The 22,166-nt window shown below is 63.7% G+C and carries 19 protein-coding genes and 2 riboswitches; of the genes, 6 read left to right on the forward strand and 13 right to left on the reverse strand.

The window, feature by feature from the left end; genetic code table 11:
• Positions 1-111 precede the first annotated feature (111 nt).
• Together ACP2YO_RS17830 and ACP2YO_RS17835 are read left to right on the forward strand one after the other, a co-directional pair.
• Positions 112-723, forward strand: coding sequence for a 2-hydroxychromene-2-carboxylate isomerase (locus tag ACP2YO_RS17830; protein WP_426442006.1), 612 nt, complete (start codon positions 112-114; stop codon positions 721-723).
• Entirely contained in the window at positions 723-1,697 is a 975-nt protein-coding gene (locus tag ACP2YO_RS17835) for an NADPH:quinone oxidoreductase family protein (protein ID WP_426442007.1), read from the forward strand. Before ACP2YO_RS17830 ends, ACP2YO_RS17835 begins: the two co-directional genes overlap by 1 nt.
• 97 nt (positions 1,698-1,794) lie before the next feature.
• Here the strand turns inward: ACP2YO_RS17835 and ACP2YO_RS17840 are convergent, their stop codons facing one another.
• From ACP2YO_RS17840 to ACP2YO_RS17890, 11 genes are all read right to left on the reverse strand, one after another.
• Positions 1,795-2,472, reverse strand: a complete 678-nt coding sequence (locus tag ACP2YO_RS17840) for an esterase/lipase family protein (protein ID WP_426442008.1) — start codon at positions 2,470-2,472, stop codon at positions 1,795-1,797.
• Entirely contained in the window at positions 2,469-3,359 is an 891-nt protein-coding gene (locus tag ACP2YO_RS17845) for a crotonase/enoyl-CoA hydratase family protein (protein ID WP_426442009.1), read from the reverse strand. Before ACP2YO_RS17845 ends, ACP2YO_RS17840 begins: the two co-directional genes overlap by 4 nt.
• 116 nt (positions 3,360-3,475) lie before the next feature.
• Positions 3,476-4,894: an amidase gene (locus ACP2YO_RS17850; protein ID WP_426442010.1), complete on the reverse strand. Its 1,419-nt coding sequence runs from the start codon at positions 4,892-4,894 to the stop codon at positions 3,476-3,478.
• On the reverse strand, positions 4,887-6,059 hold the full coding sequence (locus ACP2YO_RS17855; RefSeq protein WP_426442011.1) for a M20 aminoacylase family protein: 1,173 nt from the start codon (positions 6,057-6,059) through the stop codon (positions 4,887-4,889). Before ACP2YO_RS17855 ends, ACP2YO_RS17850 begins: the two co-directional genes overlap by 8 nt.
• Positions 6,060-6,064: 5 nt before the next feature.
• Complete coding sequence (locus ACP2YO_RS17860) at positions 6,065-7,585, reverse strand: M81 family metallopeptidase (protein WP_426442012.1); 1,521 nt, start codon at positions 7,583-7,585, stop codon at positions 6,065-6,067.
• Between the two features lie 175 nt (positions 7,586-7,760).
• The gene (locus ACP2YO_RS17865) at positions 7,761-9,428 is read right to left on the reverse strand and encodes an ABC transporter ATP-binding protein (RefSeq protein WP_426442013.1); all 1,668 of its coding nucleotides are present in this window, start codon (positions 9,426-9,428) and stop codon (positions 7,761-7,763) included.
• On the reverse strand, positions 9,425-10,312 hold the full coding sequence (locus ACP2YO_RS17870; protein WP_426442014.1) for an ABC transporter permease: 888 nt from the start codon (positions 10,310-10,312) through the stop codon (positions 9,425-9,427). Before ACP2YO_RS17870 ends, ACP2YO_RS17865 begins: the two co-directional genes overlap by 4 nt.
• Before the next feature lie 3 nt (positions 10,313-10,315).
• On the reverse strand, positions 10,316-11,257 hold the full coding sequence (locus ACP2YO_RS17875; protein ID WP_426442015.1) for an ABC transporter permease: 942 nt from the start codon (positions 11,255-11,257) through the stop codon (positions 10,316-10,318).
• Between the two features lie 324 nt (positions 11,258-11,581).
• Positions 11,582-12,880, reverse strand: coding sequence for an ArgE/DapE family deacylase (locus ACP2YO_RS17880; protein ID WP_426442016.1), 1,299 nt, complete (start codon positions 12,878-12,880; stop codon positions 11,582-11,584).
• 214 nt (positions 12,881-13,094) lie between these two features.
• A complete protein-coding gene (locus ACP2YO_RS17885; protein WP_426442017.1) occupies positions 13,095-14,402 on the reverse strand; it encodes a D-amino acid dehydrogenase in 1,308 nt (435 codons plus the stop codon).
• Positions 14,403-14,468: 66 nt separating this feature from the next.
• Positions 14,469-14,583, reverse strand: a riboswitch (glycine riboswitch).
• Positions 14,584-14,586: 3 nt separating this feature from the next.
• A riboswitch (glycine riboswitch) is annotated at positions 14,587-14,690 on the reverse strand.
• A 92-nt stretch (positions 14,691-14,782) separates the two neighbouring features.
• Entirely contained in the window at positions 14,783-15,913 is a 1,131-nt protein-coding gene (locus tag ACP2YO_RS17890; protein ID WP_426442018.1) for a M20/M25/M40 family metallo-hydrolase, read from the reverse strand.
• 270 nt (positions 15,914-16,183) lie between these two features.
• Here ACP2YO_RS17890 and ACP2YO_RS17895 point away from each other — a divergent pair, with 270 nt between their 5' ends.
• Positions 16,184-17,779: an ABC transporter substrate-binding protein gene (locus ACP2YO_RS17895; RefSeq protein ID WP_426442019.1), complete on the forward strand. Its 1,596-nt coding sequence runs from the start codon at positions 16,184-16,186 to the stop codon at positions 17,777-17,779.
• 193 nt (positions 17,780-17,972) lie between these two features.
• On the opposite strand, the gene ACP2YO_RS17900 is transcribed toward ACP2YO_RS17895, so the two are convergent.
• Both ACP2YO_RS17900 and ACP2YO_RS17905 read right to left on the reverse strand, forming a co-directional pair.
• The gene (locus ACP2YO_RS17900; protein ID WP_426442020.1) at positions 17,973-18,233 is read right to left on the reverse strand and encodes a hypothetical protein; all 261 of its coding nucleotides are present in this window, start codon (positions 18,231-18,233) and stop codon (positions 17,973-17,975) included.
• A 35-nt stretch (positions 18,234-18,268) separates the two neighbouring features.
• Positions 18,269-18,442 (reverse strand): hypothetical protein, encoded by a 174-nt coding sequence (locus tag ACP2YO_RS17905; RefSeq protein WP_426442021.1) that lies wholly within the window; start codon positions 18,440-18,442, stop codon positions 18,269-18,271.
• Positions 18,443-18,765: 323 nt separating this feature from the next.
• Here ACP2YO_RS17905 and ACP2YO_RS17910 point away from each other — a divergent pair, with 323 nt between their 5' ends.
• From ACP2YO_RS17910 to ACP2YO_RS17920, 3 genes are all read left to right on the forward strand, one after another.
• On the forward strand, positions 18,766-19,053 hold the full coding sequence (locus ACP2YO_RS17910; protein ID WP_426442022.1) for a PilZ domain-containing protein: 288 nt from the start codon (positions 18,766-18,768) through the stop codon (positions 19,051-19,053).
• 143 nt (positions 19,054-19,196) lie between these two features.
• Positions 19,197-19,886 carry a phytanoyl-CoA dioxygenase family protein gene (locus ACP2YO_RS17915; RefSeq protein WP_426442023.1) on the forward strand — a complete coding sequence of 230 codons (690 nt, stop codon included), beginning with the start codon at positions 19,197-19,199 and terminating at the stop codon, positions 19,884-19,886.
• A gap of 333 nt (positions 19,887-20,219) precedes the next feature.
• Positions 20,220-22,157 carry a phospholipase D-like domain-containing protein gene (locus ACP2YO_RS17920; protein ID WP_426442024.1) on the forward strand — a complete coding sequence of 646 codons (1,938 nt, stop codon included), beginning with the start codon at positions 20,220-20,222 and terminating at the stop codon, positions 22,155-22,157.
• Positions 22,158-22,166 lie beyond the last annotated feature (9 nt).

Consider the following 22,166-nt stretch of genomic DNA (forward strand, 5'->3'; position numbering starts at 1 on the left):
GCGAAGCGAAGCAATCCATGCCGCCACGTGCGGAGACATGGATTGCTTCGTCGTTTCACTCCTCGCAATGACGGAGGATAGATAAATTCAAACATAACAAAGGGAAACGCCATGATCGAATTCTTCTTTGACTGCTCCAGCCCCTGGACCTATCTCGCCTGGCACAACATCCAGCCGCTGGCGAAGGAGTTCGGCACCGAGATCGTTTGGCGGCCGATCCTGGTCGGCGGCATCTTCAACACCGTCAATCCGTCGGTCTATGCCCAGCGTGAAAAACCGGTGCCGCTGAAGGCACGCTACATGAAGAAGGATCTCGCCGACTGGGCGCGCTCGGCGGGCCTTGCGATCAAGATGCCGCCGACGGTATTCCCGGTGAACAGCGTGAAGGCGATGCGCGGCTGCATCTGGCTCGGCAACGACAAGATGGTGGCGTTCGCGCGCGCCGCGTTCGAGGCTTATTGGGGCGATGACAAGGACATCTCGCAGGATACGGTGCTGACCGAGATCTGCGGCAAGGTCGGCATCGATCCGGCAAAATTCCTTGCCGGCATCGGCGAGCAGGCGATCAAGGACCAACTCAAGGCCAACACCGAGGAGGTGATGGCACGGGGTGGCTTCGGCTCGCCGTCGATCTTCGTCGACAAGACCGACATGTATTTCGGCAACGACCGTCTGCCGCTGATCCGCGAGGCGCTGGTGCGCCTCAAGGCGCGGGCCGCCTGATGCCGAAGGCCGTCGTCTGCCGCGAGCTCGGGCCGCCCGAGCGTCTGCATTTGGAAAGCCTTGCCTCGATGCCGCTGAAAGCGGGCGAGGTGCGCGTCGCGATCCGTGCTGCCGGGATCAATTTCCCCGATATCTTGATGGCGGCCGGCGAGTACCAGCTCAAGCCGCCGCTGCCGTTTACGCCGGGCTCGGAGGCATCAGGTGATGTTGTCGAGGTCAATGATGTCAAGGGCGTCGCGGTCGGCCACAAGGTAATCGTCAAGATGCGCTTCGGCGCCTATTGCGATGAGACGGTGGCCGTGCCGTCGCAACTCGTACCGCTGCCGTCGACCTTCGACTACGCGGAGGGCGCCACGTTCCTCGCCGCGCACGGCACCGCGTATCACGCGCTGATCGACCGCGGGCAGATCACGCCGGGCGAGGTGCTGCTGGTGCACGGCGCCGGCGGCGGCGTTGGCCTTGCCGCAGTCGAGGTCGGCAAGCTGCTCGGTGCCACCGTGATCGCCGCGGCGTCGAGCGAGGAGAAGCTTGCGATTGCGAAGAGGCGCGGCGCCGATCATGTCGTGCTCTACGAACGCGAGCCGTTCCGCGACGCTGTCAAACGCCTCACTGACGGGCGCGGTGCCGATGTGGTGTTCGATCCCGTCGGAGGCGAGGTGTTCGAGAACTCGATGCGCTGCATCAACTGGGGCGCCCGGATACTCGTGGTTGGCTTCACCGGCGGCATCGGGCAGGCCCGGACCAATCTCCTGATGATCAAGGGCGCCAGCGTGCTCGGCGTTCGCGCCGGTGAGGCGGTGCGCAAAAACCCTGCGCTCGGCGAGGTCAGGATCAAGGCGCTGAGCGAGTGGGCGGAGGCCGGCAAGGTGCGGCCAAATATCTCGCATCGCCTGCCGCTGGAGGACTATGCGAAGGCGATGCGGCTCCTGATGGAGCGCAAGGCGATCGGGCGGGTGGCGTTGATCACCCGGTAGATTGCGCAGCTTTGTAGGGTGGGCAAAGGCGCGCTTGCGCCGTGCCCACCATCCAGAGTCGTGCAAGAAGTGGTGGGCACACTACGCTTTGCCCACCCTACGAATTGGGTCGAAACCTACCGTCCTGCAAAAACGCGGTCGTCTGCGCGATCGCTTCCGCGTTCCGCACCAGCCAGGGATGCGAGGTGCGGATCACGATGTGGTCGGTCATGCCGACGAGCTTGGTGTTGGCGACCGACACCCGTCCGTCATGCGGCCGCGGCAGCCCCATTGCGGTGATCGGATAGACTGAGCGGTCGCCGGCGATGATGCCTATCGCGTAGTCGACGGCAGGCAGCATCGCGCTGGTCGCGGCGTCGCGACGGGTGCCGAGTTGTTGGCCGGCCGGACCCAGGAAGGCGCGATAGGCTGCGAGGTTCTTGAGGCGGTCGGCGATTTCGCTGCCACCGTTCGGTGTGCCGAGCATCACGACGCGGCCGAGCCGCGGCGGACGATGCCTTGCCAGATAGGCGCGGGCCAGCAGGCCACCCATGGAGTGGCAGACGAAATGGACGGAGCCTTGAAGACCGCCGGCGAACAGCTCGATCGCCGGATGGATGTCCTCAACCAGCACGTCAAGCGCCTTGCGCCGGCTCTCGTAGTCGAGATTGACGGTGGCGAAGCCGGCGGCCTGCAACGCCAGCTCCATCCTGCGGAACGAGCGCGCCGTCCTGCTGATGCCGTGCAGCAGGACGACGCCATCAGGTGTGGACGTCGCGAGACGCCGTTCGCTCACTGATAGTCACGCTCCTGCCACCACGGGAAATAGTCGGGCATGTCCGACGACACCTTGTTCTTGAACTGCGCCGGACGCTTTTCCAGGAACGACACCACGCCTTCCTTGACGTCGTCGGAGCGGCCGCGGGCATAGATGCCGCGGCTGTCGACCTTGTGCGCTTCCATCGGATCGTCGGCGCCAATCATGCGCCACATCATCTGGCGGATCAGCGCCACCGACACCGGCGCGGTCTTGGCGGCGATCTCCTTGGCGAGCGCGTGTGCGGTCGGCAACAGATCGTCCGGCGGCACCACCTTGCTGACGAGGCGGCCGGCAAGCGCTTCCTGCGCCGGGAAGACGCGGCCGGTGTAGCACCGTTCGAGCGCCTGCGAGATGCCGACGATGCGCGGCAGGAACCAGCTCGAAGCGGCCTCCGGTACGATGCCGCGCTGGGAGAACACGAAGCCGAAGCGCGCGGCTTCGGATGCGATGCGGATGTCCATCGCAAGCTGCATGGTGACGCCGATGCCGACCGCGGGACCGTTCACGGCGGCGATCACCGGCTTCAGGCATTTGAAGATGCGCAGCGTCACCTGGCCGCCGCCGTCGCGCACTTGCGGGTCGCTGTAATCGACCTTGCCGTCTGCGAACCGCTTCACCGGGCCGCGCCGCGCGTCGCGATCGAAGGTGTCGGCGCCGGAGGACAGGTCGGCGCCGGCGCAGAAGCCGCGGCCTGCGCCGGTGACGATGATGGCCCTGACATCGTCGTCCTTGTCCGCCTTGTCGAACGCGTCGATCAGCTCCTGCTGCATCGCGGCGTTGAAGGCGTTGAGCTTGTCGGGCCGGTTCAGCGTGATGGTGAGGATCTGCTCGGCGACCTCGTACTTGATCGTCTCATACGCCATGGGGCTTCCTTCCTTTTATTCGTTCGTCATTGCCGGGCTTGACCGGCAATCCAACTCTTATGAAGAAGATGGATGCGCGGGTCGAGCCCGCGCATGACAATCGAGAGGCTGCGACGCTACTTCTTCGGCGGCGTCGGCCACGGCTTCTGCGCGCCGCGCAGGCCCTCGAAGGCTTTGCCCATGCCGAGCACGCCGATGTCGTCGAAGCGGCGGCCGATGATCTGGACGCCGATCGGAAAACCCTTTTTGTCGTAGCCGCCATTGATGGAGAGTGCCGGGTTCTCCGACATATTCCACGGCACGGTATAGCAGATGTGCTCGAACGGCTTTGCAGGGTCGTTGAGTGGGGAGGCGAACTCCGCCGGGAAGTTCACGACCGGCGACACCGGCGAGATCACATAGTCGAACTCGCAGAACAGTTTTACGGCCGCCGCGCGCATCGCCATCGTCATGTTGAAGCCGCGCACGGCGTCGACGCCCGACAGCTTCGCGCCGGCCTCGCCCCATTTGAGGATGTAGGGCAAGGTCTTTTCGCGCTGCGCCGGCGCCAGCTGCGAGAGATCCCCCCACATCCGCGCACGCCAGAAATTGTCGAGACCCTCGAGCATCTCGGGGGTCAGGATGCCGTCGGTCTCGGTGATCACGGCGCCGGCGGATTCGAACGCCTTCGCGGCCTTGACGACGACATCGCGAACCTCCTTCTCCAGCTTCTGGCCGGCGCCGGCCTCGAGCATCAGGCCGATGCGCAGCTTGCGTGGCGACTTCTCCAGCGCCTTCCAGTTGACCTCCAGTGCCGGCAGGCTCATGCCGTCGCGGCGATCGGGACGCGACAGCACGCTCATCATCAGCGCGGCGTCGTCGATCGTGCGGGTCATCGGCCCGGCGACGCGGCCGACATAGGGCGGATCGATCGGAACGCGACCGAGACTGGGCTTCAGGGCAACGAGGCCGTTCCAGCAGGCCGGCAGCCGAACCGAGCCGCCGATATCGGTGCCGAGATGCAGCGGACCGTAGCCGGCCGCGCCGGCCGCGCCGGCGCCGGAACTCGATCCGCCGGGGTTCTTGCTGACATCCCAGGGATTGCGGGTGAGCGGATGGAACGACGACAGTCCCGACGACAGCATGCCGTAGTCCGGCATCGTGGTCTTGGAGAAGATCACGGAGCCTGCTTCGCGCAACCGCGCGGCCGGTGGCGCGTCCTTCTCGGCCGGCACCAGCTTGACGCTCGCAGCACCGAGCGGCACTGGCTGGTCCCTGGTTGCGACGTTGTCCTTGATGGTGACGGGAACGCCGTCGAGCGTGCCCGCCGGCTCACCCTGCTGCCAGCGCTCGGTCGAGGTCTTGGCGACCTTGCGCGCCCGGTCGGGGTCGTAGAGGTACAGCGCCTTGATGTGCGGCTCCCATGCCGCGACGTGGCCGATGACCTCTTCCAGCACTTCCGACGGCGAGAACTGCTTGGCGCGATAGCCGGCAAGCAGGTCGACGGCGGAAAGATCGTGCAGCGACGTGATGGTGTCCTGCCTGACCTTATGCATGGGCACCTGCCGGCATGCGTTTCTCGATGATGCGGGCGAACATGCTGGCGCCGATCGGCAGGATCTTGTCGTCGAGAACGTAACCGGGATTGTGCACGGGGACAGAGCCGTCATGGCCGACCCAGAAGTACGCGCCGGGAACGGCCTGCATCATGTCGGCGAAGTCCTCGCTGCCCATCTTCGGGGTCGTGCGGGTCACCACCTTGGCGGGATCGACGACGGTGCGTGCGACTTCCTCGACCACGCGGGACTGCTCTTCCTGATTCACGAGCACGCTGAACGTGTCGCGGATGTCGGCTTCGATCTCGACATCGAAGGTCGCGGCGATGCCGGCACAGATCGCGCGCATGCGCTTGCGGATCAGCGCGCGGGTGTCGTCGTCGAAGGCGCGGACCGTGCCGCACAGCCAGGCTTCGCCCGGAATGACGTTATAGGCCGAACCGGAGTGGATCTGCGTGATCGACAGCACCGCCGCGTGGTGCGGATCGACGTTGCGGCTGACGATGGTCTGCAGCGCCTGGCCCAGCGTCATCGCGATCACGACCGCATCCTTGGAGCGTTCCGGCATCGCGCCATGCGCGCCGTAGCCATGGATCTTGATGTCGAAGAAGTCGGCGCCGGCCATCGCCGGGCCCGGCAGGATCGCAATCTCGCCGTGGTTGAGGTCCGGCGCGTTGTGCAGGCCGTAAACCTCGTCGCAGGGGAACTTCTTGAACAGGCCGTCCTTGATCATCGCGCGGGCGCCGCCGAGGCCTTCCTCGGCCGGCTGGAAGATGAAATGCACGGTGCCGTCGAAATTGCGGGTTTCGGCGAGGTAGCGCGCCGAGCCGAGTAGCATCGTGGTGTGGCCGTCATGTCCGCAACCATGGAAGCGGCCGGGAATGGTCGAACGCCACTTCAGATTGGTGTTCTCTTCCATCGGCAGCGCGTCCATGTCGGCGCGCAGCCCGATCCGCTTGGTGCCGTTGCCCTTGCCCTTGAGCACACCGATCACGCCGGTGCCGCCGAGGCCGCGATGCACCTCGATGCCCCAGCTTGTCAGCTTGTCGGCGACGATGCCTGAGGTGCGAACCTCCTCAAAACCGATCTCGGGATGCGCGTGCAGGTCCCGTCTGATGGCGGTAAGTTCGTCAGCGAATCCGTCGATGCGGTCAATGGTTGGCATGGTCTCTATCCCTTTGTGCGTGATGGGGAGGTGGGTGTGAATACGCGGCCGTTCGGCTTTATACGGATGCCGGGCCGCAAATGCTTCCAGGGTAACGAGGCCGGATCCGCCGGCATCGCGCCGGGGGCGGCGCAGATCAGGAGCTTTTCGGCGATCGGCTCGAAATCGGCGCGGAAATGCACCGAGCTTTTGTTGACGAGGATTTTCTGCGCCGTGGGCTCGATGCCGACATAGCGGTACATCGATTGATCGGCGAGCTGGGCCTTGTAGGAACCGACGACGACGCGCACGTCGCCGATGCGCAAGGCTGCCGACGGTCCCATGTCCATGTCGCGGCCACCGTAGAACGGGCCGGGCGCGATGAACTTGCCGTCCGAGAGCTGTTCGACGACGAAGGTTTCCCGGTACGGCGCATCGTCGGGAATGCCTGACTTGCCGCCGAGATCGAGCGTGACTGTCGCGCCGACGCCGGCCGCATGCGCGGCCCTGGCCGACTGCGGATCGAAGATCACGCCGGTGGCGGCGCTGGCCTTGTTGCGCACCAGCGCACGCAGCATCCCCGTGGTATCCGATGTGCCGCCGGCGCCAGGATTATCCTGGGTGTCGGCGATGACGATCGGCTTGCTCGCCGATTTCGCCAGCTCCATCGCTAGCAGCACGCCCTCATCGGGCGAATAGATGCGGCCGTCGAAATCGTCTTCGTGGCCTTCGACCAGCGCGACGAATCTGTCGGCGGCTGTATCCGCATCGGCCTGGGTACGGCCGTAGGCGAACACGCTCGGCCCGCAATCCCTGAAATCGGCCGCCGGGAAGCCCGGCGCGAACGAGAGCGTTGGTACCGCGTCGCCTTGCAGCGCCGCAAGCTTCTCATAGAGACCCTTGGTCGGCTGGTCGTTGGTGCATTGCCAGCTGATCGGGATCAGGAACGGCAATTGCCGGAATGCCTTTGCCAGGCGTTGTTTCCCGTTGAGCAACAATGCGAGGTGCTTCGCGCAGGCGCGGCCGGTGTCGGCCATGTCGACATGAGGATAGGTGCGGTAGGCGATCAGCGCATCGGCATGCGCGATCATCTCCGGCGAGACATTCGCGTGCAGGTCGAGGCTCGCGACCAGCGGAGTGTCCTTGCCGATCACCCTCCGCACGCGGGCGAGGATCTCGCCTTCGCCATCGTCGAGATGTTCGGTCACCATCGCTCCGTGCAGGTCGAGATAAACGGCATCGATCGGCCCGGCGGCGGCGATGCCGTCGACCATCTCCTTCACAATACGTTCGAAGGCGTCCTTCGTTACATGCGCCGACGGGGTCGCGCCGGCCGCAACCGTCGGAACCAGCTCCCAGCCATTGGCCTCGGCGGCCTCGACGAAACCGGCGAGGCCGGCATTGATCCGGCGCATGACCTTCAGCACGCCGGCGCCATGCGACATCGATGGCCAGCCGCCGCCATGCACGAAGTCGTCATAGGTCGCCTTCGTCGGCGCGAAGGTATTGGTCTCGTGCAGGAAGCCGCCAACAGCGATGCGGGTCATCAAGTGGGTCTCGACGTGTTTCTTAGCGGGCGACGTTAAGCGTGTCGTCGCGCCAAGCGCAAGCCATCGAGCACTTCCGGATTTGCATGCCGCATGGGCGTAACGAATGGCCCAAGGCTTCGAATGGCCCAAGGCTTCGAATGGCGCAACCTTCGAATGACCTAAGGCTAAAGGATTACGCGGTTGCTACGACGCCTTCCGAAACCGGGCGGAAATTCGCAAAGTCCCAGCCGCGGCCGGGGGCGGCGTCGAGCAAGGCGCGGGTGTAGGCCTGCTGCGGATTGGTCAGCACTTCGGCTGCCGGTCCCTGTTCCACGACGCGGCCATGCTGCATCACCACGACATCGTCACAGATCTGTGCCGCGACGCGCAGATCATGCGTGATGAACAAGAGCGCGATGCCGAGCCGCTTCTGGATTTCGTCGAGCAGGTCCAGCACCTGCGCCTGTACCGACACGTCGAGCGCGGACACCGCTTCGTCCGCCACCAGCACGTCCGGATCGAGCGCCAGTGCGCGTGCGATCGCGATGCGCTGGCGCTGGCCGCCGGAGAATTGGTGCGGAAAACGCGAGATGGCGTCGGGCGGCAGGTGGACCAGTTCGAGCAGCTCGCGCGCCCGGCTAAGCGCGTCCTTGCGCGGTGTGCCGTAATTGATCGGGCCTTCCGCGATGCTTTCGCCGACCGTGACGCGGGGATTGAGGGAGCGGTAAGGATCCTGGAAGATGATCTGGATCTTCTTGCGATGCGGCTGCAGCAGCCGCCGCGACAATTCGGAGATCTCGCGGCCGGCCAGGCGCACGCCGCCGGAGGTCGGGTCGATCAGGCGGACGATGCAGCGCGCCACCGTCGATTTGCCGGAGCCGCTTTCGCCGACGATGCCGAGGGTGCGGCCCTTGCGCAAGGTGAGGGTGACGTTCTGCGCGGCGGCGACCTCGCGGGATTTGCCGAACAGGGATCGTTCCCGGTAGACCTTGCCGAGCTCGTTGGCCTCCAGCACCACCGGCTCGGTCGTCGCCTCCCGTGGCGCGCGTGGCACGAGGCTCGGCACCGCCGACAACAAATTGCGGGTGTAGTCCATCTTGGGCGAGCGCAAGATATCGTCGAGCTTGCCGGTCTCGACCAGCCGGCCATGCCGCATTACCGCGACCCGGTCGGCGATTTCGGCGACCACGCCCATGTCGTGGGTGATGAAGAGCACGGCAGTGCCGTGGTCGCGCTGCAGGTCACGGATCAAGGCGAGAATCTGTTTCTGCGTGGTTACGTCGAGCGCCGTGGTCGGCTCGTCCGCGATCAGGAGCTTTGGCTCGAGCACCAGCGCCATCGCGATCATGATGCGCTGGCGCTGCCCGCCCGAGAGGCGATGAGGGAAGGAGGAGAAGATGCGCGCCACGTCCGGCAGCCGCACATGTTCCATCATGACCAGGATCTTCTGCCGCCGCGTACGGGCATCGAGATCGGTGTGGGTGCGCAGCACCTCGTCGATCTGGCGGCCAACCGGCACCACCGGATTGAGCGCGGTCATCGGCTCCTGAAAGATCATCGCCATCCGCGTGGCGCGCAACTGGCGCAGCCGCCGGTCGGTGGCCCCTAGCAGTTCCTCGCCGACCAGCTTGACGCTGCCGCCGGAGGGAACCAGCGTGCCCTTCTGCAACAGGCCCATCACCGTCAACGAGGTCACGGATTTGCCCGAGCCGCTTTCGCCGACGAGGCACAGCGTTTCGCCTTCGTGCACCTGCACCGAGAGGTCGTCGATGATGCGGGGACTGCCTGCCCTGTTGCCGAGACTGACGACGAGATTGTTGATGTCGAGGACGACGTTGGTGGTCGGATTGGCTGCGGTCACTTGCCCTCACGCTGTTTCATGCGGGGATCGAGCGCGTCGCGGGCGGCGTCGCCGATCAGGTTGATGCTGAGGATGGCGATCGAGAGTAGAAGGCCGGGCCAGAAGATCAGCGACGGCTTGATCTGAAAATAGGCGCGGCCTTCGGCCATGATGTTGCCCCAGGTCGGCGTTTCCGGCGAGATGCCGGCGCCGAGGAACGACAGGATCGCCTCGGTGAGGATCGCAGACGCGCAGACATAGGTGCCTTGCACGATCAACGGAGCGATCGTGTTCGGCATCAGATGGCGCCACATGATCTTGGGCAGGCTGGAGCCGACCGAGATCGCGGCCTCCACATAGGGCTCCTCGCGCGCGGTCAGCACCACCGAGCGCACCAGCCGTGCCACACGCGGGATTTCGGGGATCATGATCGCAATCATCACGGTCCAGATGCTGGCGCCCGACAGCGACACCACGGCGATCGCGAGCAGGATGGCGGGGATCGCCATCAAGCCGTCCATCACCCGCATCAATACGGCATCGACCCATCTGAAAAATCCAGAGACAAGGCCGATCAGGAGTCCGAAGCCGACCGCGCAGACCGCGCTGCCGATTCCGATCAGGAGCGAAATCCGCGCGCCGTAGATGATGCGCGACAGCACGTCGCGGCCGTAGCCGTCGGTGCCGAGCAGGAATTGCGAGCTTGACGGTTTCAGCCGTTGCGCCGGCACCAGCAGCAGCGGATCGTGCGGGGCCAGCAGCGGCGCGAAGATCGCCATCAGGATGATGAGCGTGAGGCAGATCGTCGCGACCGCGATGATCGGCGTCGCCGTGAGGAAGCCGAACCTCAGCCGGAACGGTCGGGTGATCGGAATCGAGGACTCGGGGAGGGTTTCGATCGCCATTGCTCAGTACCGGATACGAGGATCGAGCAGGATGTAGGAGAGGTCGATCAGCAGGTTGACCCCGACATAGATGCCTGACGTCAGCAGGATCATCGCCTGGATCACCGGGTAATCACGCGCCAGCACCGCATCGACGGTGAGGCGGCCGATGCCGGGCAGGTTGAACACGCTCTCGGTGACGACGACGCCTGATATCAGCAGCGCGAAGCCGGAGCCAATCACGGTGATCACGGGCACCGCGGCGTTGCGCAGCGCATGGCGCAGCAGCACGCCGGTCTCGCCGATCCCCTTGGCGCGGGCGGTGCGCACGTAATCCTCGCCCAGCACGTCGAGCATCGAGGCGCGCGTCATGCGTGCGATCAGCGCGACGTAGATGAAGGCGAGGGTGCAGGTCGGCAGAATGATGCGCTCGAAGAACGGGCCGAAGCCGGCCGTGATGCTCTTGAAGCCTTGCACCGGAACCCAGCGCAGATCGATTGCAAACACCTGGATCAGCACGTAGCCGATCACGAACACCGGCACGGAGAAGCCGAGCACGGACAGACCCATCACGCAGCGGTCGATCCATGTGCCATGCTTCCATGCCGCAATTACGCCGAGCGGCACGGCGACCAGGATCGACAGCACGAGGGTGGTCAGGGCGACCGAGATCGACGGCTCGACGCGCTGGCCGATCATCTTCAGCACCGGCACGTTGGAGATCAGCGAGACGCCGAGATCACCGTGCAGCAGTTTGCCAATCCAGGTGTAGAACTGAACATAGATCGGTTCGTTCAGCCCGAGCGAGGTCCTGATCCGCTCGAGCTGCGCGGGCGTCGCGTTGTCGCCGGCGAGAATCGCGGCGGGATCGCCCGGCGTCAGCCGCAACAGCAGGAACACAAACAGTGCCACCACGCCCATCACGGGAATGGCAGCAAGGATGCGGCGAATGAGATAGCCGAGCATCGTTGCTATCTCCTTTCGCCAGACGCTGCGAAGCCAAGACTGGGCCGCATCATACTCATGGTGTCCCCGTGATCTGTGTCGTGCGCTTCTGCGTCTTTGCTCTGAAGCTTAGCGCGAAAAGTGATGAATTTGCAGGCAAATATTGTGCCAATGGCAGCGTTACATCAAGGCGCGATTCGGGCCGTTTGCAGCCCGGGGAACGCGATGTGACGTCAGTGCTTGCGCCGTCTTGACGGGTCTCAATCGTCTCCTCCTTCTCATCTGAAGCTGCTATCTCGAATTGCTTATCGTGTAGGGGGCATCGACCTGAAGCGATAGCTCCGTTCACATTCTCACCACTCCGCACCAGTTGGCCACGAACAGCGCGATGCTCTGCGTTATCTTGCGAAGGCTAGCGAGCTCGACACGTTCGTTGAACGCATGTGGGCCGATGCCGTAAGGGCCATAGCAAAGCGCAGGGATGCCGTAGTCGACACAATAGTAGCGGGTGTCGTTGACGGCCGTGGACAGGCGCTCCTCCATCGGGGGCTTGAAGACAGATTGATGGGCGGCCGACAGAGCCGCTTCCGCTTCGCTGCCGGGCTCGCACACCGCCGGGTCCGCCTGAAAACCGCTCCACACCAGTTCGGCCGGGTTGTCGGACAGGAAGTCGTCGGCCTTGTGCGCCTCGGCCAGGCATTCCTCGATGCCACGCATCGCCTCTCGCGGTGTCTCGCCCGGCAGCAGGCCGAGCCGGCAATCCAGCTCGCACCAGGCCGCGGTCGAACTTGCCCAGTCGCCTCCCTTGATAATGCCGACGTTGAACTTGATCGGATTTTTGACGCCACGGAACCAGCTGTTGTCGAGCGCCCTTGTGTTGAGCGTTTTGGTGTAGTCCTGGAACGCACGCACCAGATGCATCGCCGACAGGATGGCGCTGGTGCCGCTCTCGGAATAGGCGACATGCACCGGTGTGCCGCGCACGCGCAGGCGAAACCAGATCGCCCCGACCTGGGCGCGCGTGAGCGTGTGGCCGGTGGGTTCGGGAATGAGGCAGGCGTCGGCGCGATAGCCGCGCATCAGAGTCGATAGCGCGCCGTTGCCTGTGCTCTCCTCCTCGGTAACGGTCTGCAGATGGACGCGGCCGTTCGGCGAATAGCCGGCGCCTCTGAAAGCATCGAGCGCGAAGATCATGGCCGAGACACCGGCTTTCATGTCCTGTGCACCGCGCCCGAACATCCAGCCGTCGCGCATTTCAGCCGCGAACGGCGGCAGGTCCCAAAGGTCAGCGGGTCCCTCCGGCACCACGTCGATATGACCTTGCAAGATCAGACTGCGCCCGCCGCCTTTGCTGTCGATCGTCGCGACAACCTGCTGCGATCCGGCAAGATCGATGCCGTCCATTGGTGCGGCCTTCGGGTGGCTCATCAAGTTGACGTCCGCAAGGCTGAACGCATCGACGTCGTAGTTGCGTTTTGCGAACTGCTCGGCCAGCCAAAGCTGTTGCGGGGCTTCCTGTCCGCGCAAGCTGCGGAACTGCACCATACGTGACAGGAACGCGATCTGATCGTCGAAGTTTCGATCGACGGCCGCACATAGCTCGCCGGCAATCTGATCCGGCTTGGTCAACGTCTCAGTTGTCATGTCTCGCCTTTCCTTGCGCCCCATACGGAAGCTTGCCGGCCTCGGTATGGGCCGCCGTGACATGCGTGCGCGCTGCCGCAAGGCGCATTGTCCGCTCCTGAGATGACTCGCTTCTTCCCATCGTAAAGCTAATCCTTGTCACTCGGTGGTTCTCAGCGAATTCCGACTTGGCCACAGGCGCGTACGCTCATATTCTCTCGCTTCGACCAGCAAATTAGAGGAAAGCTGCGTGGGTAGTCTCGGTCGTATCGGCCTGCGACGGCACCATTGAGGGCGCGCAAAGGTCGCGCCAGTCGTCGATCGCCTCGGCAACCATCTGTGCTGTGGCGGCCGACAGGGTCCAGCCGAGATGGCCGTGACCGGTGTTGTAGAACACGCCCGGAATGCGTCCGGCGCGAGCGACCGGCATCATGTTCGGCATCATCGGCCGCAGGCCCGCCCATGGCACGATCTTCGACGTGTCGACCTCGGGAAAATGATGCCGCACCCAGTCCACAAGTGGCTGGATACGGTCGGCACGTATATCGCGGTTGAAGCCGTTGAACTCAGCGGTGCCGGCGACTCGGAAGCGGTCGGCGCCAAGCCGGCTGGTGACGATCTTCGCGGCCTCATCGAGCAGGCTAACGAACGGCGCGGCCTGCTGGCTCTGCGGCGCATCGAGCTGCACCGTGATCGAATAACCCTTCACCGGATAGACGTTCACGCGCTCGTTGAGCATGGCGGCGAAGTGGCGGCTCGCGACACCGGCGCAGATGACGATGCCGTCCGCCTGCAGGTCTTGTCGTGTCGGCGCCGCGGCGTCCTGCGATGCCGTATCATTCCAGCCGATGTGGAAGCCCTCGCCGGTGCGGGATATCGCATCGACGTCGGCTTCATGGACGAAGGTCGCGCCGCGGCGGACGCAGGCGTCGGCCAATCCACGAGTGAATTTGTGGATATCGCCGGTTGCATCCGACGGCGTGAAGAAGCCGCCATAGCAGGCCGATTGCAGCGCGGGTTCGATGATACGGATTTCGTCCGGCGTCACAGGCCGGCGGTCGAGGCCGCCTTGCTGAAGCAGCGCGTTGACACGCAGGCCTGCGTCGAAGCCGGCCTTGTCATGACAGATATGGAGGATACCGCGGCGCTCGAGATCGAAGGTGATCTTCTCGCGCTCGGCGATGGCAAACAAATGCCGCCGCGCTTCGATGGCGAGCCGCGTCGTTGCGATGGTGTTGGCGCGATAGCGGCCGATGCTGCCGACAAACTCACCCATCCAGGAATATTTGTGCCAGCTCGGCTTCGGATTCATCAGCAGCGGCGCGTCGCTTCTGAGCATCCAGCGCAGCCCCTTGAGGATGGTCGCGGCGCTGTTCCAGACTTCGGCATTGCTGGCGGAGAGTTGTCCGCCGTTGGCGAACGAGGTCTCCATCCCCGCGTAGCGATGCCTGTCGAGGACAGTCACCTGGTAGCCGCGTTCGAGCAGGGCATAGGCAGTCGTCACGCCGGTGATACCGGCGCCAATAATGGCAATGTGAGGCATGATGGTCTCTTGGTTCCCGTGTGTGAGAGTCGCCGAACCGCCGGAAAAAACCGGTGGCGGCGCCCCATCTGTCACGGTACCTGAGAGCTTGATCCGCATTGGGCCGAGGCCCGGCTGCGGACTATCCCCTTCGGTGGACGTCACGGCCCATGATGTATGGCCATGTCGTCTCTCTCCAGATCGTCCTGACGATACCGTCCTTTTGCCTGAGAGTTTCCGGGGCGGTTGCTCCGTCGGCGCCGAAGCGAACGCTTGCGCATTCGCTGCGATCTCTCCCGCATCGTCGCGTTGGACGGCCGGACCCTAGGCGAAGCCTTAAAACTGGACAAGGCTAAATTTCGGTCCGGCTGTGCCGACGCATTGTGCAGTGCAAATTGATCTCACTCCAGCGTCGCCAGCAGTGCCGCCATCAGGCGGCCGCGCTCGGCAAGGCTGTCAACCTCGATATGTTCATTGAGCGTATGCGCATCGGCGCCGCGAACGCCGAGCCCGTCGAGGGTGGGGATGCCCATCGCGCCGGTGAAATTGCCGTCGGAGCCGCCGCCGGCGCTGCCATGCGGCAAATCGAGGCCCATCTCCCTGGCGAGACCCTTGGCTTTTTCATAGAGCGCCATGGTGCCGGCGTTCGGCTCCCAGACCGGGCGGGTGACGCCGCGCGTCACCTTAAACGTCACGTCGTTGGCGGTGCCCGACAGCGCCAGCATCCGTTCAACACCACGATCGAGATCGGCCTGGCGCTTGGCCATGCTGAGGGCTTCGCCGGTGCAGGTTGTGGCAACGCAATTGACCCATTGGCCGCCATGCACGATGCCGACTGAGAAGGTGCAGTCCTCGGTGGTCATGCCGTCGATGGCGACGATCTGCCGGGCCATCTCGCGGATCGCGGAGCGTCCGGAGGACAGCGTCGCGCCGGCATGGCTCGGCTTGCCGGTCGCTTCGAGATTGAAGCGCGCGATCGCGTAGCGTCCGGTGACGACGCCGTTGTTCGGTCGGCCCGGCTCCGGCACCAGCACATATTTGTTGCGCGCGGCTTCCGCCTCGATGATGTCGCGGGTCGACGGCGTGCCGACCTCTTCATCGGGCGTGAACAGCACGGTGATCGGCAGCGGCGTCATGAAGGAGGCGCGCGCCAGTTGCCGTATGGCCTCGAGCGACAGATAGTTGCCGCCCTTCATGTCGAAGATGCCGGGGCCGAAACATTTGTTGCCCTCGCGCCGCCATGAGAGCTTCTCGATGGTGCCGACCGGATGCACGGTGTCGAGGTGTCCGGCGATCAGGATTCCGGGCTGGCCTTGCCTCGGATGCGGAAAGCGGGCGCGAACGCAGCCGGCAAAACCCTGCCGGCCTGCGATGCGTTCGATGGTCGCGCCCATGATCGCCATCTCGCGCGCGGCGAGGTCGAGCATGCGCTCAACCGCTCCCGCATCCCAGGTCGGACTTTCGCATTCCACCCAGCCGCGCAGACCCTGCAGCATCGTTTCGGAATCAAAGGGAAGATTGGCTGGGTTCATGGATTTTCTCTCTTGGTTCGTTGGCATCGCGTGCGCTACGAAAGTCGGCGGCGGCGATTTTGTAAAGTCAAATACGTCGCGCCGTCTCATTCATTTGTATGCGTCCGATCCCGACCAAAACCGGATTGACGCGCATCATGCTTGATGCAAGTCTTGAATCCACAAGTCTTGATTTCACAAGCCGCACAGCATGTTAGTCCGCCTAAATAACGAACTGCTTGCATAACGAATAAGCCGGCTTTGACCAGTTTCACCTCAGGAGAGAATCGAATGTTCCAGAAGTCGCGTTGGAAGCATCGCACGATAGCGGCGGCGTTGTCGGCGCTCGCGCTGTCGTTTGCGCCGCAGGCCATGGCAGCGGGCAAGACCATCACCGCGGTGATGCACGCTGATCTGCGTACTCCCGGGATGATGACGACCGCCTACATCGTGCGCGATTTCGGCTACATGATCTTCGACACGCTGTTGGCCGAGGACGCCAACTTCAAGATCCAGCCGCAGATGGCGGAATGGAAGGTGTCCGACGACAAGCTCACCTATACTTTCACGCTGCGCGACGGCCTGAAGTGGCACGACGGCACACCGGTCACGGCGGACGATTGCGTGGCGTCGCTGAAGCGCTGGGGCAAGGCCGACGGCATGGGCCAGAAGCTGATGGATTTCACCGCGAGCCTGGACGCTCCCGACGCCAAGACGATCGTGCTGAAGCTGAAAGAGCCCTACGGACTGGTCCTGGAATCGATCGGAAAACCGTCGTCCTTCGTGCCCTTCATGATGCCGAAGCGCCTGGCTGACTCGCCGCCCGACAAGCCGCTTCCGGAGTTGATCGGATCCGGTCCCTTCAAGTTCGTGCCCGGAGAATTCCAGCCCGGCGTGAAGGCGGTGTTTGAGAAGAACACCGATTACGTGCCGCGCAAGGAGCCGCCGAGCTGGACCTCTGGCGGCAAGGTGGTGAAGGTCGATCGCGTCGAATGGATCACGATGCCGGACGCGCAGACCGCGGTCAACGCGCTGCAATCCGGCGATATCGATTTCATGGAAGCGCCGTCTTACGACATTTTGCCGGTGCTGGAAGGCAACCCGGACCTCAAGGTCGAGACGCTGAACAAGCTCGGTCTCCAGACGCTCGGGCGCATGAACTTTCTCCAGCCACCTTTTGATAACGTCAAGGTGCGCCGTGCCGCTTTCATGGCGATGAACCAGAAGGACGTGCTGGATGCGCTGGTCGGCAATCCCAAATACTACCAGGTCTGCGGCGCGGTCTTCGTTTGCGGCACCCCGCTGGCGACCGATGTCGGCGCAGAATCATTGATCAAGGGCAACGGCATGGCGGAAGCGAAAAAGCTGCTCGCCGAGTCCGGCTACGACGGTACGCCGATCGTGATCATGGCGCCGGGCGATGTCGTGTCGCTGAAGGCGCAGCCGATCGTGGTGGCGCAGCAGTTGCGCGAAGCCGGCTTCAAGGTCGATGTCCAGGCCACCGACTGGGGAACCGTAGTTAGCCGCCGTACCAACAAGAAGCCCATCAAGGACGGCGGCTGGAACATGTTCTTTACCAACTGGGTCGCCGCAGACGTGATCAACCCCGTCGTCAATGTTTCGATCGGCGGCAGGGGCGAGAATGGCGGCTGGTTCGGCTGGTCGAAAGACGAGAAGATCGAAGCGATGCGCGACGCCTTTGCGCGCGCGTCGACCCCGGACGAGCAGAAGAAGATCGCCGCGAATATCCAGAAGGAAGTCTACGATCAGGTGATCTATGTTCCGCTCGGACAGTTTTTCGGGCCGAGCGCGTGGCGGAAGTCGCTCACCGGCGTGCTCGACGGGCCGGCGACGCCGATCTTCTGGAATATCGACAAGTCGGAGTAGGGCGCGAGGCTCATCCGAGAACGCAGAATGGCCGGGCTCGTCCCGGCCATTTCCGTTTCATGTTCGCGGCACACTGCTCCCGTACGACTGGTGCGCGTCAGTCGTGGCGGTCGCGCATCTTACGGGCAGGCGGAGCGCCACCTTGCGGCCGAGGCGTTCCAGCCGGTCGCGACCGGAGACGAAGTCACCTTGCCTAGAAGTGTGCTTTTGCCCAATTGTCCTCCGCCGATCTGGCAGGACCGTGGGTCGACAGGCTGCTGAGTTCGATGGGGCCGACGTGTGCGGTGCTGATCAAGGCGAGAATGCCGGCCGCCAGCACGACGACGGTATAGACGACAGCCGTTCCGCGGATCCATCGTCGATAGGTTGCGTGCTCCTCCGGCGTCGCATCGCGGAATTTCTGCGCGTTCGATCCATTGCTGCAATGGCCGGCGTCGTCGCCGTAATCGCTCATGACGATCTCCGTGTGTTGGTTGGAAGAGACGCGGCCTACGGAAACACGATCATCGAGGCGATATCGCCCGATGCGGTGCCGCGTGACATCGCAGCCCAATACAGCGCAAGCGAGAAGATGATCGCCGCGATCAGGTAGCCAGCCACGACGAGTGCATCGTGATGACGCACGTCACTGCGCGCGACATGAGTTCGGTCGGTCATTGTCATGGTCTCATCTCCAACGGAAAACAGGGCTTGGGATGTGGCGACCGCGCAATGTGCGGCCGTAGATTCCGGCACCCCGACATTAGGATGAAAGGCCGTCGCAGTTTGTGAACCACGCCACAACCTGGCAACACGAGGCGGTGATTGAGGGCTTACGATGTCGCGAGGGAGGAGGCGGACCGCAGGCATCCTTCGCGCGAGTGGCTGGCATGCAAGCTCAAGCGGGGTCGTTTGCCGCACCTTAACGTCGCAGAAATATTGTAAGCTTGGTGTCAGGTTCACGCCGTAATTTGACTGCCTGCTTCAGTGCACACCGCGACGAGTCGATGGCAGAAGACGACAACAAGCCCGCGCCGACCGGCGCGCATCGGCCGTTACCGACCGAGGAGCGTCGAGCCGCTCCGCGCCGCCGGGTCCTCAAATCGGGGACGATCGAGTTCGGCAGTGAAGCGATCCCGTGCACCGTCCGAAGCGTCTCGGCCTTGGGCGCCGGCGTTGAGATCAACTCGCCATTGTGGTTTCCCGACCGCTTCGTCCTTGCCGTCGACGGCGAACGGCATGCGTGCCGCATCGTGTGGAAGAAGGAGAGGCGGCTGGGGGTGGAATTTGAGTGAGGTGGGGCCTGCCAATCCAGCATCGACCCAAAAGCATTGAAGCGGGCGGTCTCGTGCGCGGTCTTGCGCGCGACCTGCCGACCGCGGCCATTTCCTGGAAGATCGTGGGAGGAAGCGCGACTATTTCGCGCCGGGGGGGAAGCATGACGGGATCTTCGACGCGAACCAGGGTCGGTCGGCTCGACGCCGAACAGGCGCGGCTTCTCGACGACCAAGGCTATCTGCTGTTGCGCGGCGCTATTCCCGCGGCCTGGATCGGGCGGCTTCGCGACGCCTTCGAGGCCGGTGCGCTGCCGTCGGAGAAGTGGCCGGGCGCCCCCCGCGGGATCGATTGGCGGCATTCCTTGCTGGACCTCGATGCGACAGTGCAACACGTCTGCCGCCTGCCGGCGATGCTGGCCGCCGTCCATCATATCCTGCGACAACCATTCTTCCTGGGGCAAGTCGAGGGCCGCGAGCCGCGTGCGGGCGGCGGCGCGCAAAGACTGCATCGCGACGGCTTCGACCGCCAGGTCACCGACGGGGTTTCCGCGCTGGCATTCCTCGACACATTCGGGCCGGAGAATGGCGCCACGCAGGTCGCGCCAGGCTCGCATCGCGGCGAGGCGGAGGACGCAGGCGTATATCCGCAGGCAAAGGTCGTGGGAGGTGAGGCCGGCGACATCTTGCTGTTCGATGTCAATCTTTTGCATGGTGCGACGCGCAATTGCAGCGGGGCGCCGCGCAGGTCGCTGCTGATCACCTATGCCAACGTGTCGCAGCAGCAGGATTGGCGAAAGACCCGCGCGTTGCGGAACGTGCGCATGGATCAGGACGAAGCGTTCGACGTTTGACGGACGGGAGAGAGCCCAGCGGCCACGGTTGCGCTGGCGTCCTGTGCCGGCATCGGCGCGTCGTTTTTCACGCTGCCGGTATGGGTCACGTTCGCCATCGACCTTGCTGGGAAGGAAGTAGAACTGATCGGCTTGGCTTGGCGGGCAACACCGCCACCGCGGCAACTGGCCGATCGCGTTCGAGGCCATTCTACGACCGAGAAGCTGGCTTCATTTCCAACAGCCGGTTCGCAAAGAGAGGTTAATAGCGCTGGAGAACACGCTTTAGTTGTGAGAGGATGGCGCCCATTCTTTCACACCTTTGGATATTTTGGCCAACCTCGGGAGATGATCATGACAATCAGTGTCAAGGCCTATGCGAACGCCGATGATGTCCTGATCGCATGGCAGCCGGACACATGGTCGAACGGCTGGGTCGGTTTCCAACTCGAGCGGCGCAACAACATCACGCAGCAGTCGATCGTGCTGTCTAACCGCATCCCGCCACAGCCCGGCCAGAAGCCGGTCGCCGACGCTGGCATCTCCTCGACGCAATCGCCGTTCCGGCGCTGCATCTGGACCGATCATAGCGTCGTTGACACCGACAACGTGTCGTACCAGGTCACTGCGATGAAGAACGGCGCGAACGGCACTTTCACGCCCGATCCCGCCTCGGTGTCGGCCTGGACCGCCGCGGCAGTTGCCTCGGGTGAGGCCGGCGGCGGCCTATCGGCATATTTCAACCGGGGCACCCTGATGTCCCAGATCGTCAGCCGCTTCGTGCACGGCGATACGTCCGACGATACGCTGCGCAATTTCGTCAAGAGCCTTTCGGACCCGTCCACCCCGGCGCGACGCTATCTTTCGGGCGACGCCTTGCACCAGATCCTGGCCTTTCTGCACGATGCCGACCTCCGCGGCAGCCAGGTTCATGCCGCCATCTACGAGATGAACGACGAGGAGCTGGTCGGCGCGCTAAAGCCGTTCGGAAAGCGCGGCAGTGTGCTGCTCGGCAATGGCAGCGCGACCAAGCCGAACATCGCGGTCGAGCTCAGTGGCGCCGGCCTGACGGTCAAGCACCGCGACCTGTCGAATGCGGGCAGGTCGTCGCCCAGCGTCCACAACAAGTACGTCGTCGAAAGCGACGCGCAAGGCAACGCGATCCGCGTGCTGACCGGCAGCACCAACTGGACCACCACCGGGCTGTGCACACAGCTCAACAACGTGTTGATCATCGAGAATGCCGTGATCGCCAAGCGTTACCTCGATCAGTGGGGCAAGCTGGTTGCCGCCGGCAACGCCATGCCGCCCGCCTTGAAGGCCTCGAATTCCAATCCGACCAGCGACGGCGAGATAAGTGTCTACTTCGCAGCGACCAATGGTGAGGCGGAGTTCACGCCGGTGCTGGATCTGCTCAAGAACGCAAAGGACGGCGCGCTCTTCCTGATGTTCATGCCGGGTCAATCGCCGCTGCTGGACGCACTGCTGGACCGCGCACAGCAGAATGATATCTACGTCCGTGGCGTGGTTTCGACCATGATGGCCAGCAAGAACGGTGACATCGTCTCGGTCGGCGGCGAGGTCGTGAAATCAGGCGCTCCGAAGCAATCCTTTCATGACGACGTCCAGTTGCCGAAGGGTGTCCAGGCCACGAACCAACCCTCATGGGCCGACGTGGAATTCAGCGTTTCCCAGATGCGCAGTGCGGGAATGATCGCGATCGTTCATTCCAAGACCATCGTGATCGATCCGTTTTCCGACAATTGCGCCGTCATCACGGGGTCGCACAATTTCTCTGTCGCCGCATCGCAGAAGAACGACGAGAATCTGGTGATCGTGCGCGGCAACAAGAAGCTTGCCCAGGCCTACGCATTGCACATCAACGGCGTCTACGATCACTATTCCTGGCGCGGCTATCTCGGCAGTGGCGGCAATCCGGATCAGATCTATTCGCTCGACGGCTGGAAGCCCGGAGGCGGAAAAGAGCAGGAACTGGATTTCTGGATGGAGGAGCCCGTGCCGCCCCGCCGCGGCGGAGGAGTTGGAGCAGGACCCGGCGCTGGTGGAGGAGCTGACAACGGGAACAAAGCAGTCAAGAAAGCCGCCAAGAATCCTCCAAAGAATCCTCCAAAGAAATCTTCCAAAAAATCTCCAAAGAAATCCGCTAAGACCCCGAAGGCCAAGAAGTCGGCGAAAGGCGCAAAATCAAAGGCCAAGAAGGCAGGAGCCAAGAAAGCAGGAGCCAAGAAGGCGAAGGCAAGCAAGGCGAGGGTGAAGAAGTCGAAGCGGTAGCGGGAAAGC

It is taken from the genome of Bradyrhizobium genosp. P (assembly GCF_049949265.1).
Lineage (GTDB): Bacteria > Pseudomonadota > Alphaproteobacteria > Rhizobiales > Xanthobacteraceae > Bradyrhizobium.

Bases quoted from the DNA above. Each gene is read 5' to 3' on its own strand.
- ACP2YO_RS17830 (WP_426442006.1), top strand. From the start codon at position 112: ATGATCGAATTCTTCTTTGACTGCTCCAGCCCCTGGACCTATCTCGCC.
- ACP2YO_RS17835 (WP_426442007.1), top strand. From the start codon at position 723: ATGCCGAAGGCCGTCGTCTGCCGCGAGCTCGGGCCGCCCGAGCGTCTG.
- ACP2YO_RS17845 (WP_426442009.1), bottom strand. From the start codon at position 3,359: ATGGCGTATGAGACGATCAAGTACGAGGTCGCCGAGCAGATCCTCACC.
- ACP2YO_RS17850 (WP_426442010.1), bottom strand. From the start codon at position 4,894: ATGCATAAGGTCAGGCAGGACACCATCACGTCGCTGCACGATCTTTCC.
- ACP2YO_RS17855 (WP_426442011.1), bottom strand. From the start codon at position 6,059: ATGCCAACCATTGACCGCATCGACGGATTCGCTGACGAACTTACCGCC.
- ACP2YO_RS17860 (WP_426442012.1), bottom strand. From the start codon at position 7,585: ATGACCCGCATCGCTGTTGGCGGCTTCCTGCACGAGACCAATACCTTC.
- ACP2YO_RS17870 (WP_426442014.1), bottom strand. From the start codon at position 10,312: ATGGCGATCGAAACCCTCCCCGAGTCCTCGATTCCGATCACCCGACCG.
- ACP2YO_RS17875 (WP_426442015.1), bottom strand. From the start codon at position 11,257: ATGCTCGGCTATCTCATTCGCCGCATCCTTGCTGCCATTCCCGTGATG.
- ACP2YO_RS17880 (WP_426442016.1), bottom strand. From the start codon at position 12,880: ATGACAACTGAGACGTTGACCAAGCCGGATCAGATTGCCGGCGAGCTA.
- ACP2YO_RS17885 (WP_426442017.1), bottom strand. From the start codon at position 14,402: ATGCCTCACATTGCCATTATTGGCGCCGGTATCACCGGCGTGACGACT.
- ACP2YO_RS17890 (WP_426442018.1), bottom strand. From the start codon at position 15,913: ATGAACCCAGCCAATCTTCCCTTTGATTCCGAAACGATGCTGCAGGGT.
- ACP2YO_RS17895 (WP_426442019.1), top strand. From the start codon at position 16,184: ATGTTCCAGAAGTCGCGTTGGAAGCATCGCACGATAGCGGCGGCGTTG.
- ACP2YO_RS17900 (WP_426442020.1), bottom strand. From the start codon at position 18,233: ATGAGCGATTACGGCGACGACGCCGGCCATTGCAGCAATGGATCGAAC.
- ACP2YO_RS17905 (WP_426442021.1), bottom strand. From the start codon at position 18,442: ATGACAATGACCGACCGAACTCATGTCGCGCGCAGTGACGTGCGTCAT.
- ACP2YO_RS17910 (WP_426442022.1), top strand. From the start codon at position 18,766: ATGGCAGAAGACGACAACAAGCCCGCGCCGACCGGCGCGCATCGGCCG.
- ACP2YO_RS17915 (WP_426442023.1), top strand. From the start codon at position 19,197: ATGACGGGATCTTCGACGCGAACCAGGGTCGGTCGGCTCGACGCCGAA.
- ACP2YO_RS17920 (WP_426442024.1), top strand. From the start codon at position 20,220: ATGACAATCAGTGTCAAGGCCTATGCGAACGCCGATGATGTCCTGATC.